Source organism: Dechloromonas hankyongensis, assembly GCF_022012295.1.
Classification (GTDB): Bacteria; Pseudomonadota; Gammaproteobacteria; order Burkholderiales; family Rhodocyclaceae; genus Azonexus; species Azonexus hankyongensis.
Map to the genome: position 1 here is coordinate 1178649 of NZ_JAKLTN010000002.1, position 13975 is coordinate 1192623.

The following is a 13975-nucleotide window of genomic DNA, read 5'->3' on the forward strand; positions in this document are numbered from 1 at the left end:
CTCCAACAACCAGCATGCGCCATCCGAAAGCCGTTCTCTTTGCCGGCGAAAAGCCCTTCCCGGTCCTGCCCGCCGTCGATCACTACGCCGGTTCGGAAAAACTGATGCGCAAGGCCCTGCAACTGCAGAACGAACTGGGGCCGATTTTCGACATCACCTGCGACTGCGAAGATGGTGCCCATGCCGGTGCCGAACGCGAGCATGCCGAAATGGCCGCTGCGGTGATCATGAGCGATGACAACCGTTTCCACCGGGTTGGCGCCCGCGTCCACGACGTCACACACCCCCACTGGCAGCAGGACATGGAAATCCTGGTCGGTATCGCCGGCAACCGCCTGCCCTTCATCACTCTGCCCAAGCCGTGCAGCGCCGGGGATGTCCAGGTCCAGATCGAAGCCTTGCGCGAAATCGAGCGCAAGTTCGGCATAGAACGCCGTATTCCGGTGCATGTCCTGATCGAGACGCATGGCGCACTGCGCGAAGTGTGGGAAATCGCCGCCCTGCCCGGGGTCGAAAGCCTCGATTTTGGCCTGATGGATTTCGTTTCCGGCCATCACGGTGCCATTCCCGGCAGCGCGATGAAAAGCCCCGGTCAGTTCGAGCACCCGCTGGTCGCCCGCGCCAAGTGCGAAATCAGCGCCGCCGCATTGGCCTGCGGTGCCGTGCCGTCGCACAACGTGACGACCGAACTGAAGGACATCGAAACCATCCGCAACGATGCACAGCGCGCCCGGCGGGAATTCGGCTATCTGCGCATGTGGAGCATCCACCCCAACCAGATCGTGCCCATCGTTGAAGCCATGCGACCCGATTTTTCCGAGGTACAGGCCGCTGCCGAAATCCTGATCGCCGCCCAGGACAAGGATTGGGGCCCGATCCAGCACGACGGCAAGCTGCACGACCGCGCCTCCTACCGCTACTACTGGGAGTTGCTCGAGCGTGCCCACGTCACGGGCATGACGATTCAGACCGAGGCGAAGAGCCGCTTCTTTGGCTGAGCAACTGCCGATCCTCTATCGCGACGAGTCCATCGTCGTGATCGACAAGCCGCCCGGGCTGCTCGTCCACCGCTCGGAAATCGACCGCCACGAAACCCGCTTCGCCATCCAGATCCTGCGCGACCAGATCGGCCGGCGGGTATGGCCGGCGCACCGGCTCGACCGCGGCACGTCGGGCATCCTGCTCTTCGGCCTGAGCCCGGAGATCGCCGGGCGGCTGGGCCAGCAGTTCGAACAGGGCACTATCGACAAGCGCTATTGGGCGGTTGTCCGCGGCCATCCGCCGACCAGCGGCAGCATCGATCACCCGCTATCGCGGCAGCGTGACGCCTACGAATTCCAGGGCAGCGACAGCAGCACCGAGGCCCAGGCGGCACTGACGCATTTTCGCAAACTGGCGGAAATCGAACTGCCGGTGGCGATCGATCGTTACCCCAGCATCCGTTATGCCTTGCTTGAACTCGAGCCGGTAACCGGACGACGGCACCAGATTCGGCGCCACCTGAAGCACATTTCCCACCCGATCATCGGGGATGCCACGTACGGCAAAGGCCGGCATAACCGTTATTTCGCCGAGGAGCTGGGTTGCGGGCGCCTGTTGCTGGCCTGCACCGGCATGGTATTCGACCACCCGGACAGCGGTGAGCGACTACAAATAAAAGCGCCAGTAGCGGGCGATTTCGCCGCGCTGCTGGCGCGTTTCGGCTGGCCTGGCGGTCAGTAACCGATAGAGGTCTCCAGCTCCTGGAGATGCTTCATTTCGCGCTCCAGATCGACCATATCCTGGCCCAGCGCGTCGCGGGCCGAAACCATGCCGACCGGCGTACCGGCTTTATCGACCACCGGCACGTGGCGGAAGCCGCCCTCGGCCATCATGTACAAGGCGTAGGCCAGCGGCTTGTCGATATTGATGGTCTGCGGGTCGCTCGCCATCACCTTCTCGAGTTGAGTCGAATCCGGATCAAGCCCCGCCGACAGTACCTTGTTCAGGACGTCGCGCTCGGTGAAGATGCCGGCGATCCGGGCATTCTCGACGACCAGCAGGGCGCCGATCTTGTTGTCCGTCATCAGGCGGCAGGCCGCCCGTACGGTCATGTCCTTGGTTGCCGTGACCAGACTTCGGCCATCGAGCAAGTTCCTGATCATTCTTCTGGTCATGATTGTCTCCTTGTCGTCTAAATTTGTAACGCGCTCCCATCATGCAGGATGCAGCGGTAAAAAGATTATCGCGACTTAATGACAATAATTGCAATGGTCACAAAGATGATGACCATGCCGATCAGCTCAATGTTCAATAAAACCTCAACTCATTTCGGCAATTCATACACCACGCGGACGCGGGCATCGGCCTTGGACAACTCGACGAAGCCGATGCCGCCCGGATGGGAGACAACCCACTTGAGGACTTCTTCCGGCGTACCGACCTTGACCGGCGGCTGCAGGCGCCCGGAAAACACCTGCCGGGACCAGTAGGCATTGACTTCCGACAATTCCTTGCCGACCAGCGCGTCGTAGAAACGCGCCCGATCCGGATGCGTATCGACCATGTCCACCGGCTGCGTTTCGACCCCGTTGAAATACTGGCGGCTACGCCCGAAAAAGGCATTGATCACTTCGTTGCGTGTCATCGCGGCCACGCCGCAGCGTGCATTGACGACGACCACCAGCTCGGCACGCACCTCCGCCGCCGGCTGGAGCAGCAGCCAGGAGGTCATGCAGAGCAGGAGCAGGCGACGGATCGGCATGGTCAAAAGATGAAGTCGAAAGTCAGGGAGTAGACATCCATGCTCCCTGACCAACGGCCGGTGGCCGGGTCATTGCGATAGGGGAAGATCGAAGTGGTTTCGCCACGAATACCATCCCACTGTGCCTTAAGCGCCATGTTTCGGGCAAGGTCCCAACGCATGCCGACGATATTCGTCTTCTGGTCGGCGTGCGAATCGGCCATGATTTTGGCCTCAATGGCGTAGCGCCCTGCCTTGTTCCGCTGCTCGGAACGAACCCACGAATAACCGACATACGGCGTTACATCGCCCACCCGGTAGCCGGCCAGGGCGTAACCGCCTTCAGAACTTTCCAGTGCATTGCTGCCTTGTTCGATGCGGTTCAGCATCAACTGTACCTGCAGCGGCCCCTGATCGTAGACCACCCCCAGCGAATAGTAGTCGCTGCGCTTGTTCCTGGTCGCCAGGAAATTTTCTGAAGCGGACGGATCGGGCGAATAGGCCTGCAGAACGCCGGCGAGCGGCAAATCGTTCTTGAAATGGATATTGGCGTAGCTGGCCCTGACCTGCCAGGACGAAAACTGGTATTCGACCGACGCCCCGGTCATCGGGGAGCCCTTGATGTCCCACTGCCGGTCGGCCAGCGGGATCTTGCCATCCGAATTGCCGTAGAAGGCCTTGAAGCGAAGCAGGCTTTCCCCGAGCGACAGCGAATAGGCCGCGTCGCCGCCGTGAATGCTGTAGAACGGCAGATACCAGAAATAATCGCCGGGCGGGCGGACCGTCAGGTAGGAATAGCCGACCCAGCGCGAGTCGGCCAGCATGAAGAATTCGGTCCCTAGACGGCCGAGGCGCAGCGTTACGCTCGGCGCCGGTTCGTAGCGGACATAGGCCCAGGCGATCTCGGGGTTGTACGAACGGTCGTAGCGGTATTTGGCCGTCGCCTGAACGACCGCCGACAGTTGCGGCGTGGCCTGCCATTCGCCCTGCAAGCCGAAAACGCTGTCGTTGCGGCCATCCCAGTGCTTCTTGATGCCGCTGGGCTGCGACAGATCGCGGACGAACTCGAGTTCATCGCTGGTCGTCCGCGCCATGCCCACGGTGCCGAAGCCGTGCAGGCGAAAGCCCGAGTCGCTTTCCGAGGCGGCGGCAAGGGCGGGAAGCGGCAAGGCGGCGCAAACGGCCACGGCAACGCCGAACATCCTTCCCCTTATTTTTCGCTCCACTATCGGCACAGCCCGCGTGACCATCCGTAACCAAAACATCATCGGGCCGAGCGCCCGATTGCGGCCGCCCCAGGGCCGGCCGCACTCCCTAGTCGCTCATGCTTCCGGCAAGGCGATCTTGTTATCGGTGCTGAACTGATAGTCCTTGAAAATGTGCTCGGCTGAAAGAATGCGATAGCTGCCGTCATCGGCACGCAGGGTCGTATCCTTCAGGCGATAGGTCAGCTGGCCGCAGGTCCAGATGTCGAAGTTGCGCATGTGGGTGCACAGGCAGGTCTTGTCCCAGACCTGAACCTTGCGTGCCCCCGGATGCTCGGCAACCTCGCGATTGTAGGAACTGATGTAGGCGCACTTGCCACTGGCGTCGAGCAGATAGCCGTAGGCTTCGCAGTTCGGACGGATGCCATCGCCGATGCCGGGGCTCTTCTTGATCATGCGCATCGGATAGCCGGTCGGCGAAATCTGGTTGACCTCGATATCCTCTTCGCTGGCCTTGAAGTATTCCTGCTTGACGTCGGTCGGCAGGCCGCACTCTTCGGCCACCGTGAAGCGGGTGGCCACCTGGACGGCGGCGGCGCCGTTTTCCAGGAAACCCGTCGCGTCGGAACCGGTGAAGATGCCGCCAGCCGGAATGACCGGAATATCGAGATGCTCATCCTTCAGGTACCGGATGACTTCGGTGACGATGGTCGCCAGGTCGTATTGCGCCCAGTCCATGCCGAAGCCGAGGTGGCCGCCAGCCAGCGGGCCTTCGACGACCACGTAGTCAGGCAGGCGATTGGTGCGCGAGCTTTTCTTCAGGAACAGCTGCAGGGCACGCACCGACGACACGATGATGCCCAGCTTGGCGTCGCGAAAGCGCGGATGATCCTCGATCAGCGCAAAGGAGCCGAGGTGCAGGCCGGCCGCCAGCGTGATACCTTCGATGCCGGCATCGAGCGCGGCGGACATGCGGACCTTGAGCGTCTCCTTGGGCGCGTTCATGGTCAGCTTTTCCATGCAGTTGATGAAGACCAGACCGGTGCCCTGCTTGCGAGCCATGGTGGCTTCGACGTGCAGACGCGTCGCTTCTTCGAGGCGGCCGAGGTCGAACTTGACCGACGACTTGTCCTCGTTCAGTACGTTGTACTTGTAGAGCGCGAGCTTTTCCTTGACGTGCTTGGTTTCATAGCGACGGTCGGAGACCGTGTTGATCATCGCATCCGAAATGTGCCCGACGCCGCCCAAACGGGCTGCTTCCAGGGCCAGATCGGCCGTCGAAATATCAACTCCCATGCCGCCGATCATGATCGGCACGAGCTCATGCTTGCCAAGCCGCAAGCGGAAATCATCCACACGCTTCATCTTTGTCCTTATCGAAACCAGCCGAACAACCCCTCACCTTCGGCCAAGGGTAGGATTTTACGCCATTGTGCGGCGCGATGCGTGACAAGCCCGGTATAAATCAAGTTTGCCGAACCAGAGTGTCGCTAAACTTGTCACTTCGATGCACAACCCGGCCAATGGTTCGCCATGTTTCCACACACTCACCCGCTCTGGCTCGTCGGCTTCCGCCCGTTCTTCATCCTGGCCTGCCTGGCCGGCATGATCCTGCCTGTCGCCTGGGCGCTGATTTTCAGCGGCAGCCTGCCGGCCCCCGCTGCCCCCTTCACCTCCGTGCAGTGGCACGCCCACGAGATGTTCTTCGGTTTCGGCTGGGCCGTGCTCGGCGGCTTCCTGCTCACCTCGACCAAGAACTGGGTCAATATCCGCGGCTACCACGGCCCTGCCCTGATGCTGCTGGCCGGCGCCTGGATCGTCGAACGGCTGGCCATGAGCTTTGGCGGCGGCCTGCCCTTGCCGCTCGCCATGCTGGCCAACAACGCCTTCCTCGGAAGCATCGCCCTCATGCTGCTGTGGACGCTGATCCGCTACCGCAGCCAGGACAGCTATCGCGACAACGCCTTCTTCATGGTCATGCTGCCAGCCTTCCTGTTCGCCAAGTACTTGATGCTCTACGGCAACGACTTCACGGCCGGCTACGGCATGGCCATCGCCCTGTTCCGCCTGGCTTTCCTGGTCATGCTCGAACGCACGCTGACCGGCTTCATGAAGGCCGCCTTCCAGACCCAGATCCTGCGCCAGCCGAAGCTGGACATGCCGATCAAGCTGCTCGGCCTGCTGCTGGTCTTCGAATTTGCCCTGCCCCGCCCGCTGACCGCCGCCCTGTCGCTGGCGCTGGCCGTGCTGCTGCTCATCCGTTTCGCCTTCTGGAAGCCCCAACTGGCCTTCAAGCGCATCGACATCGGCATCATGTACGTCGGTTATCTGGCCATCGTCGGCCAGTTGCTGATCGAGGCCCTCGGCCACGTGATCAATTTCGTATGGATCGGCTCGGTGTCGGTACATCTGTTTACCTTCGGCGCCATGGGTAGCGTCATCCCGGCCATGATCATGCGCATCTCCAAGGGGCATACCGGGCGCAAGGTGGTTTTCGACGGCCTCGACCGCGCCGTGCTCTACATCATGCTCATCGCGCTGGCCGTCCGCGTCGTCGTGCCGCAGTTCGTCCCCGGCGCCTATCTGGCCTGCATCCACGCGGCGGCCACCTGCTGGCTGCTGAGTTTCGGCATCATTGCCTGGCGCTACATCCCGATGCTGATGCAGCCGCGCATCGACGGCAAGGAGCATTGAGCGGCCAGCCATGGGACAATAGCGCCCCGTTTCAAGGAATCGCCGCATGCATCCCCGCAACAAGAATGCCGAAGGTTACGATCTTGCCGCCCTGACGGCCACGTCGGCCGCGTTGGCCAAGCACATCAAGACGACGCCGGCCGGTACGACCAGCATCGACTTCGCCAACCCGGCCGCCGTCAAGATGCTGAACCGGGCGATCCTGATGCACCACTACGGCGTCAAGGGCTGGGACATTCCCGCCGGCTACCTGTGCCCGCCGATTCCCGGCCGGGCCGATTACATCCACAGCGTTGCCGACCTGCTCGCCACCTGCAACCGGAAAACCATCCCGACCGGCCCCGGCGTGCGCGTCCTCGACGTCGGCACTGGCGCCAACCTGGTCTATCCGCTGATCGGCCACGCCGAATACGGCTGGTCCTTCCTCGGTACCGACATCGACGAGGCCGCCCTGGCCAATGCCCAGGCCATCCTCGGCAAGAACCCGGAACTGGTGGCCGATATCGAATTGCGCCATCAGCCGGTGTGGGACAACATCTTCACCGGCCTGCTCCGCTCCGGGGAAAGCTTCGACCTGAGCATCTGCAATCCACCGTTCCACAACTCGCCGGACGAGGTGCTCGCCGTCAGCCAGCGTAAATGGAACAACCTGGGCAAGCCGGGCACCAAGAAGGGCTCGGCCCAGCCTCGCCTCAATTTCGGCGGCGGCGGCACCGAACTGTGGTGCAACGGCGGCGAACGCGCCTTCGTCAAATTGATGATCGAGCAGAGCGCTGGCATTCCCAAGCGGGTGCTGTGGTTCACCAGCCTGGTCTCGAAAGCCGACAACATCGTGCATATCGAAGCCGCACTGAAAAAGGCGAAAGTCGTCGAATCGCGCATCATGCCGATGACACAGGGCCAGAAGCAGAGCCGGCTGGTGGCGTGGACCTTCTGTGCCAACGGCGAGCGCGAAAAGTGGCGGCGCGAGCGCTGGTCGCAGGCTCCCGATCCGACTGCGCCGACCGTCGAACCCGTATAATCGCCGGTTTTCCTAGCCGGGATTCATATCCGTGTCCGACCGTCTCGCCGTTCTGCCCCAATACCTGATTCCCAAGCAGGCCCTGACCGTGCTCGCCGGCAAGCTGGCCTCGGCGCAGGCCGGCAGCCTGACGACGAGCGTCATCCGCTGGTTCGTCGAACGCTACAAGGTCAACATGGCCGAGGCGGCCAACCCGGATATCGCCAGCTACAAGAGCTTCAACGAATTCTTCACCCGTCCGCTCAAGGACGGTGCGCGGCCTTTCGCCGAGGCGGATTTCCTGAGCCCGGTCGATGGCGCGATCAGCCAGTTCGGCCCCATCGCGCGCGACCAGATTTTCCAGGCCAAGGGCCACAGCTATTCGACCACCGCCCTGGTCGGCGGCGACCGCGAACTGGCCGCGCAATTCGAAAATGGCAGTTTCGCGACGCTCTACCTGAGTCCGCGCGACTACCACCGCATCCACATGCCCTGCGACGGCAAGCTGATGCGGATGATCTACGTGCCCGGCGCGCTGTTCTCGGTCAATCCGACCACGGCGCGCGGCGTGCCCGGCCTGTTCGCCCGCAACGAGCGCGTCGTCTGCGTTTTCGAGTCGGCCGGCGGTCCCTTCGTGCTGACCTTGGTCGGCGCCACCATCGTCGGCAGCATGGCCACCGTCTGGCACGGCACGGTCAATCCGCCGCGCCCGGGCGTGGTGCGCGAATGGCGCTACGACAACCAGAACATCGTGTTGAAAAAAGGCGACGAAATGGGCCGCTTTCTGCTCGGTTCGACGGTTGTCATGCTATTCCCGAAGAACACGCTGGCCTTCAACCCGGACTGGGCGCCGGCCGGCGCCATCCGCATGGGCGAGGCCATGGGCCGGCAAGCTGACTGACCAGCACCCTTTCGCTTATTGAAATGCCCCCGGCACAAGAGAACTGGCCGGATGCACCTGGCGAGTACCCGCCGGAAAGATAAACTCGGCGTCGGGCAACAACTCCATGCCCGGTGCCTGACCTGGCGGTCGGACCGCGCCGCGCAATGGCGACAGGTTGGTCAGTTTCAGAGGAACGCCACCATAGTCAACAAGCTCACTGCGACCCACCGACCTGTTGCCGTCAAAGCGACCCTGTGCAGGTCTAGGCATGTCACCCGCGCCAACCGTCAGATTATTGAGCAGCCAGACTTCTGCCGGGACGCCTAGTTTTTCCGTCCACACGCTGACAAAGGTTCCGGCATAGGCATCGTTGATCAGCGTGTTGTGCGCCATGTACAAGGCATTCTCCGGCCAGCGCGCGCCTTCGGCACCATAGGAAACCATGCGTGGATTGTCGGTCCCGGCACTCTGCCCGATAGTGTTACCAATCACGTAGGCGATACCGCCATTAGGGAACTCCAACTCGTAGGAAGCCTTGCCGCCGGCGCCATCGACCAGCATGTTGTAGAGAATGTGGTTCTCCCGGGCGCGGGACTTGACCAGATGGCCGAGGTAACCGTTGGAAAAGCGGCTGCCACGCAGAATGAACTTGCTGATGGTCCCCACATAGAGCAAGTGATGCAGCGATCCTTTGTGTCTCGGAGCATCGCCGAATTCGCTGTCGAGGACTTCCAGCAGTTCGGGAGCACTGGCCGTCAGGATACCCATCTCGTTATCGAAAAAGGCACACCGGCGAACGGTCAGGCTTCCCTTTTCGAAGCGGATGCCGGCGCCGTTGAGATCCGCCACTCTGGCTCCACGGAATTCGATATTCTCGATCCGCACCTTGCCACCGCGTACTACCCATATAGCCTTGTCTTCGGCACTCTTGCCGTCGGCCACCATGATCGGACGCTCGCCACTCCCCCGGATAAGCAGGTTGTTTTGCGTCCAGATTGCCGGCTGCCCGCGATACAGCCCCGGGCGGATTTCGATCACCTCACCGTCACGCGCCAGTTTAGCGGCTTCGGTAACCGAGGCAACTTTCTCACCCGGGCCGACAATCATGGTCGCCGGAACGAGAGCCTGTACGGCGACAGCAGCCTCGGGACGTGCCACCAGACGGCCATCCACGCCTCGGCGAATTTCGCCAAGGTAATCCGGCGACGGCGGCAATTTATCGCTCACTTGCGCCCAGGCAGCATTACCGGACACCAGCCATAGCACCAGACAAGCGAGGGACAGGCGACCTGCGATTGATTGGTGCATAGCGGACTCCTCAGCAGCAATGACAAGCAAATCAGGGGAACGAGCATGAAACGGTGCCGAGATGCATTTGTCAACCGACGCCTACGTGGCAATATTCGTCTTCCGGCCCAAGAGGGGACTCTATCCGGTATCCCCCAACCCTCAGGAGAGTTGAATGACCCGCGCCTCATTCTCAGCACACAACGCCTTGCGCGGCCTGCTCATCGCAGCCGTTCTTGTATTTGCTTCAGGTTTTGCCGTCGCCGAGGCCCCGCAGCAAAAGGTGCAGGTGCCCGGCTACTACCGCCTGATGCTCGGCAATTTCGAAGTCACCGCCCTCTACGACGGCGCCATCGATCTCGATGAGAAGCTGCTGAAAAGCATCACCACCCGCGACATCCAGCACCTGCTCGCTCGCCAGTTCCTGAAAGGCCCCAAGGTGCAGACGGCGGTCAACGCCTATCTCATCAACACCGGCAGCCAATTGATCCTGGTCGACGCCGGCGCCGCCAAGCTGTTCGGGCCTAGCCTCGGCAACATCGTCGACAACCTGAAAGCCGCCGGCTACACGCCGGAACAGGTCGATGCCGTGCTCATCACCCACCTGCACGGCGACCACGTCAATGGCTTGGTCAGCGCCGACGGCCAGCGTGTCTTCGCCCGGGCTGAGGTGTGGTCGGCCAAGGCCGACAACGATTTCTGGCTGAGCGAAAGCGTCGCCGCCCAGGCCCCCAAGGAAGCCCAGGGCTTCTTCAAGATGGCCCGCGACGCCGCCGCCCCCTACCTCGCCGCCGGCAAGTGGAAGACCTTCGACAGCGACCGCGAGTTGCTGGCCGGCGTCACCAGCGTCGACACCCACGGCCATACGCCGGGCCATGCCAGCTACCTGATCCACAGCGACGACCAGCGCCTGCTCATCCTCGGCGACCTGGTGCACAACCATGCGGTGCAGTTCGCCCGTCCGGAAGTCGCCATCGAATTCGACGTCGATCAGAAACAGGCCGTCGCCACCCGCAAGCGCATTTTCCACCGGGCCGCCCAGGAAAAACTGATGGTCGCCGGCATGCACCTGCCCTTCCCTGGCATCGGCCACGTCCGCAAGGAAGCCAAGGGCTACGCCTGGGTGCCGGCCGAATTCGCCCCGCTGTCGAAATAAGGATGACGATGCAAATCTGGGTCGATGCCGACGCCTGCCCGGGCGTCATCAAAGAAATCATCTACCGCGCCGCCGAGCGTCGGCAGATCCAGACCACGCTGGTCGCCAACCAGATGCTGCGCACGCCGCCGTCGAAGTTCATCCGCGCCATCCAGGTGGCGCATGGCTTCGACGTGGCTGACGCGCACATCGTTGCGCAAGTGGCGGCCGGCGACCTCGTCGTCACTGCCGACATCCCGCTGGCGGCGCTGGTCATCGAACGCGGCGCGCACGCTCTCAATCCGCGCGGCGAGATGTACACCACGGCCACCATCCGCGAACGCCTGACCATGCGCAACTTCATGGACGAACTGCGCAGCGCCGGGATCGAGACGGGCGGCCCTTCTGCCTTCAGTCAGGCTGACCGCCAGGCTTTCGCCAACCAGCTCGACCGGTTCCTGGCCCAGATCCCCGTCGCCTGATCCGCCCCGGCCGAAGCTAGGTCGCTCGCCGGACCGGCAGCCGAACGGTGAAGGTGGTTCCCTGGCCGAGTTCGCTCGCCACCTCGATGCGGCCACCGTGTTTTTCGACAATGCCGTAAGTTACTGAAAGCCCCAGGCCTGTCCCCTGCCCGACCGGCTTGGTGGTGAAGAAAGGGTCGAAAATCCGGTCGCGGATTTCCGGCGGCATGCCGCAACCGGTGTCCTGCACGCTGATCGCAACGTGCTCGCCCTCGCGGCGGGTGCGCAGGGTAATGACGCCGCGCCCGGGAATCGCCTGGGCAGCATTGACCAGCAGATTCAGGAAGACCTGGTTCAATTGCGACGGCAGGCATTCGACCATCGGCAGGTCGGCATAGTCGCGCGCCACGTCGGCCTTGTACTTGATTTCGTTCCACACCACATTGAGTGTGCTTTCCAGCCCGGCATGGATATCGACGGCCTGCCATTCCGAATCGCCGGGCCGGGAAAAGTCGCGCAAATCCTGGACGATGCGGCGCACCCGTGCAGTGCCTTCGATCGATTCGCCGATCAGGTCCACCATGTCGTCGCGCAGGAAGGGCAGGTCGATCTCGACCTTGAACGCCGTGATGCGCTCGCGCGAAGCCGACGGCACCTCGTTCTCCACGGCTTCATAGAGATCCAGCAGATACAGTAACTTGGTGATGTATTTGTTCAGCGTGCCCAGGTTCGAATTGACGAAGCCGATCGGATTATTCACCTCGTGCGCGACCCCAGCAGCCAACTGGCCGATCGACGCCAGTTTCTCGGATTGCAGCAGCTGGTTGTGTGCTTCCTCGAGTTTCTTGATAAGGACCCGTTGCTCTTCCCGTTCGTCGGTCAGGTCCCGGTTGATGCGCTCGTTCTCGCGCAGCGCCGCCTCCAGTTCCGCCGTGCGCCGCTGGACCTGCTTCTCGAGCATCACGGCATCCTGGAACAGGCCAAAATTGCTCTGCTTGGTCCCTGCCTCGCGCTCGGCGCGGTTCATCAGGGACTGGACGATCTTGTTCAGGCGAACGATCTCCGCCCGCAGGGCGGCTTCGTCACCGGGGGCCGCGGTCTCAGCCATGGCGCGGCTTCCCGCTGCCGATGGCAATGCCGGTCAAGGTCTGGTTGATATGTACGCCGCCGTACTGCTCACCGTAGGTACTGAAGCCGACTGCGTTATAGCGCCGGAAGACGTCGCCAACCGCTGCCTTCTGGTCTTTCCGGGCAATTTCGAGGTTACGCAGTATGCAGTCGCAGACCAGCGTGCCCTCCAGTTCGCCCAATTCGTCCTCCAGCGTGATGAACGTGGCCTCCAGCTTCTCGAGCAGCCCTTCGCCATGCGCCACGCGCAAGACGACGCCCTCATCGATGGCGCAATAGAAGGTCAGACTGCCGTCCGGATTGGAATGCTGAATCGACCGGACAAAATCGGTCCCGTCGATCATGACCACGACCGGCCAGGTGGCGAAATGGCTGGGCGTCAGTTGTTCCGGCGTCACGCCTATCAGGCGGGCGTACTCGTCCACCGCAGGCAGGCCGTTGATTTCGTGGACGATCCGCTTCGCTGCATCGACTTCGGTGACGACTAGGCGCTCGCTGTCGGCAACAAAATGCTGAGTCCGGATGATATGAAAAGGTAGCCGTGTCGACATCAGGACCAGGACGGCGGCGTCGGTGGCGAAGGCGCCGTCATGGAAAACCCACGTCCGCTCGAACTTGAGGTCATCCCCGGCCGAGCCGCCGATCATCGGGACGGCGCCCAGGCCGTCCTGCAAAGCATGGGTCACCGGTTCTTCGCGCAGGGACAGCCCGTCGATCAGCAGCAACCCAAAGCTATTCCGCGAATACCCTTCGTAGGTCCGCGTTTCGAGCCGCTCGAGCAATCGCTCGGCAAAGTCGCGTCCGGCAGCGATTTCGAAGGCGTGGAGATTATCGATATGCCCAACCTCGGCGACGAAGGCCGAGGCGGAAAAGCTCATCCCGGACAGGCTGTGCTCCTGGTAACCGGCTGGCCCGATTTCGCCCGCCGTGGTGCAGCCGACCACCGTGACCCCGGCAAAGCGGCGGTTCATTTCTTTGGCCAGAGGATCGAGATCGTAGTTGCTGGAACAGAAAAACAGCACCAAGGCCGTCTCCGGCTGGATCACTTGGTTGTGGAACTCCGCGACAGCCTCCGCAGCGCTCTTGGCTACGGAATGCCCGGCACGAATCAGCCCTGCTGCCCCCATTCTGTTCTCCTCATTTACGGTTCAGTCGGCCTGTCAACCAGCCCGAACAAAATCTACAGCAATGACAAAAATAAGCCAACCAACGAGCCTGGAATATCGCCCATGCCAGCGAAGCGCTTGATTTGGCCGAAGTGTATGTAGTTATGCGAAAATCATGCATTCGCCCATCTGCTACTTATTGTGGGGCGACGGCAGCACCTCTAGGCCAGGGCCGGAGCATCTTGATGCGGATCACGAAATGGGTAACTGCGTATCCGAAATAGGAGACAACCGCGGAGTGCTGGTGATGGCCCAGTGGAACGCTGGCGTTGCGTTGAGTATCAACGAAGCCGA

At 62.1% G+C, this 13975-nt stretch carries 14 protein-coding genes; 7 read left to right on the top strand and 7 right to left on the bottom strand.

The genetic code is table 11. From position 1 onward, the window contains the following. The first annotated feature begins 14 nt into the window (after positions 1-14). Positions 15-998, top strand: coding sequence for an HpcH/HpaI aldolase/citrate lyase family protein (locus LZ012_RS14240; RefSeq protein ID WP_275711480.1), 984 nt, complete (start codon positions 15-17; stop codon positions 996-998). Beyond that, positions 991-1722, top strand: coding sequence for a tRNA pseudouridine(65) synthase TruC (locus LZ012_RS14245; protein ID WP_275711481.1), 732 nt, complete (start codon positions 991-993; stop codon positions 1720-1722). The genes LZ012_RS14240 and LZ012_RS14245 overlap by 8 nt, the downstream gene beginning before the upstream one ends. Here the strand turns inward: LZ012_RS14245 and LZ012_RS14250 are convergent. The 4 genes from LZ012_RS14250 to LZ012_RS14265 all read right to left on the bottom strand — a co-directional run bounded on the left by LZ012_RS14250 (position 1716) and on the right by LZ012_RS14265 (position 5292). Then, a complete protein-coding gene (locus LZ012_RS14250) occupies positions 1716-2156 on the bottom strand; it encodes a CBS domain-containing protein (RefSeq protein ID WP_275711482.1) in 441 nt (146 codons plus the stop codon). The two genes, LZ012_RS14245 and LZ012_RS14250, sit on opposite strands and share 7 nt — an antisense overlap. Before the next feature lie 149 nt (positions 2157-2305). Continuing rightward, positions 2306-2743, bottom strand: a complete 438-nt coding sequence (locus LZ012_RS14255) for a hypothetical protein (RefSeq protein ID WP_275711483.1) — start codon at positions 2741-2743, stop codon at positions 2306-2308. Positions 2744-2745: 2 nt separating this feature from the next. Beyond that, the gene (locus tag LZ012_RS14260; RefSeq protein ID WP_275711484.1) at positions 2746-3924 is read right to left on the bottom strand and encodes a porin; all 1179 of its coding nucleotides are present in this window, start codon (positions 3922-3924) and stop codon (positions 2746-2748) included. 120 nt (positions 3925-4044) lie between these two features. Beyond that, entirely contained in the window at positions 4045-5292 is a 1248-nt protein-coding gene (locus tag LZ012_RS14265; RefSeq protein WP_275711485.1) for a nitronate monooxygenase, read from the bottom strand. A 168-nt stretch (positions 5293-5460) separates the two neighbouring features. On the opposite strand from LZ012_RS14265, the gene LZ012_RS14270 reads away from it, so the two are divergent. From LZ012_RS14270 to asd, 3 genes are read left to right on the top strand one after another with little or no spacing between them, the layout of a single operon-like run. Continuing rightward, complete coding sequence (locus LZ012_RS14270; protein ID WP_275711487.1) at positions 5461-6621, top strand: NnrS family protein; 1161 nt, start codon at positions 5461-5463, stop codon at positions 6619-6621. Positions 6622-6667: 46 nt separating this feature from the next. After that, the gene (gene rlmF / locus LZ012_RS14275; RefSeq protein ID WP_275711488.1) at positions 6668-7642 is read left to right on the top strand and encodes a 23S rRNA (adenine(1618)-N(6))-methyltransferase RlmF; all 975 of its coding nucleotides are present in this window, start codon (positions 6668-6670) and stop codon (positions 7640-7642) included. 31 nt (positions 7643-7673) lie between these two features. Next, positions 7674-8522, top strand: coding sequence for an archaetidylserine decarboxylase (gene asd / locus LZ012_RS14280; protein ID WP_275711489.1), 849 nt, complete (start codon positions 7674-7676; stop codon positions 8520-8522). A gap of 15 nt (positions 8523-8537) precedes the next feature. Here asd and LZ012_RS14285 read toward each other — a convergent pair whose 3' ends face one another. Next, positions 8538-9812: a right-handed parallel beta-helix repeat-containing protein gene (locus tag LZ012_RS14285; protein ID WP_275711490.1), complete on the bottom strand. Its 1275-nt coding sequence runs from the start codon at positions 9810-9812 to the stop codon at positions 8538-8540. Between the two features lie 154 nt (positions 9813-9966). On the opposite strand from LZ012_RS14285, the gene LZ012_RS14290 reads away from it, so the two are divergent. Both LZ012_RS14290 and LZ012_RS14295 read left to right on the top strand, forming a co-directional pair. Further along, the gene (locus LZ012_RS14290) at positions 9967-10947 is read left to right on the top strand and encodes an MBL fold metallo-hydrolase (RefSeq protein WP_275711491.1); all 981 of its coding nucleotides are present in this window, start codon (positions 9967-9969) and stop codon (positions 10945-10947) included. An 8-nt stretch (positions 10948-10955) separates the two neighbouring features. Further along, entirely contained in the window at positions 10956-11408 is a 453-nt protein-coding gene (locus LZ012_RS14295) for a YaiI/YqxD family protein (RefSeq protein WP_275711780.1), read from the top strand. Positions 11409-11424: 16 nt separating this feature from the next. On the opposite strand, the gene LZ012_RS14300 is transcribed toward LZ012_RS14295, so the two are convergent. Together LZ012_RS14300 and nosP are read right to left on the bottom strand one after the other, a co-directional pair. Next, the gene (locus LZ012_RS14300; RefSeq protein WP_275711492.1) at positions 11425-12495 is read right to left on the bottom strand and encodes an ATP-binding protein; all 1071 of its coding nucleotides are present in this window, start codon (positions 12493-12495) and stop codon (positions 11425-11427) included. Beyond that, complete coding sequence (nosP, locus tag LZ012_RS14305; protein ID WP_275711493.1) at positions 12488-13642, bottom strand: nitric oxide-sensing protein NosP; 1155 nt, start codon at positions 13640-13642, stop codon at positions 12488-12490. Before nosP ends, LZ012_RS14300 begins: the two co-directional genes overlap by 8 nt. Between the last annotated feature and the right edge of the window lie 333 nt (positions 13643-13975).

Excerpts from the sequence above, each read along its gene's own strand:
- LZ012_RS14270 (WP_275711487.1), top strand. The coding sequence starts at position 5,461 with ATGTTTCCACACACTCACCCGCTCTGGCTCGTCGGCTTCCGCCCGTTC.
- LZ012_RS14290 (WP_275711491.1), top strand. The coding sequence starts at position 9,967 with ATGACCCGCGCCTCATTCTCAGCACACAACGCCTTGCGCGGCCTGCTC.
- LZ012_RS14250 (WP_275711482.1), bottom strand. The coding sequence starts at position 2,156 with ATGACCAGAAGAATGATCAGGAACTTGCTCGATGGCCGAAGTCTGGTC.
- LZ012_RS14300 (WP_275711492.1), bottom strand. The coding sequence starts at position 12,495 with ATGGCTGAGACCGCGGCCCCCGGTGACGAAGCCGCCCTGCGGGCGGAG.
- LZ012_RS14255 (WP_275711483.1), bottom strand. The coding sequence starts at position 2,743 with ATGCCGATCCGTCGCCTGCTCCTGCTCTGCATGACCTCCTGGCTGCTG.
- nosP (WP_275711493.1), bottom strand. The coding sequence starts at position 13,642 with ATGGGGGCAGCAGGGCTGATTCGTGCCGGGCATTCCGTAGCCAAGAGC.
- LZ012_RS14295 (WP_275711780.1), top strand. The coding sequence starts at position 10,956 with ATGCAAATCTGGGTCGATGCCGACGCCTGCCCGGGCGTCATCAAAGAA.
- LZ012_RS14265 (WP_275711485.1), bottom strand. The coding sequence starts at position 5,292 with ATGAAGCGTGTGGATGATTTCCGCTTGCGGCTTGGCAAGCATGAGCTC.
- LZ012_RS14285 (WP_275711490.1), bottom strand. The coding sequence starts at position 9,812 with ATGCACCAATCAATCGCAGGTCGCCTGTCCCTCGCTTGTCTGGTGCTA.
- rlmF (WP_275711488.1), top strand. The coding sequence starts at position 6,668 with ATGCATCCCCGCAACAAGAATGCCGAAGGTTACGATCTTGCCGCCCTG.
- LZ012_RS14240 (WP_275711480.1), top strand. The coding sequence starts at position 15 with ATGCGCCATCCGAAAGCCGTTCTCTTTGCCGGCGAAAAGCCCTTCCCG.
- LZ012_RS14260 (WP_275711484.1), bottom strand. The coding sequence starts at position 3,924 with ATGTTCGGCGTTGCCGTGGCCGTTTGCGCCGCCTTGCCGCTTCCCGCC.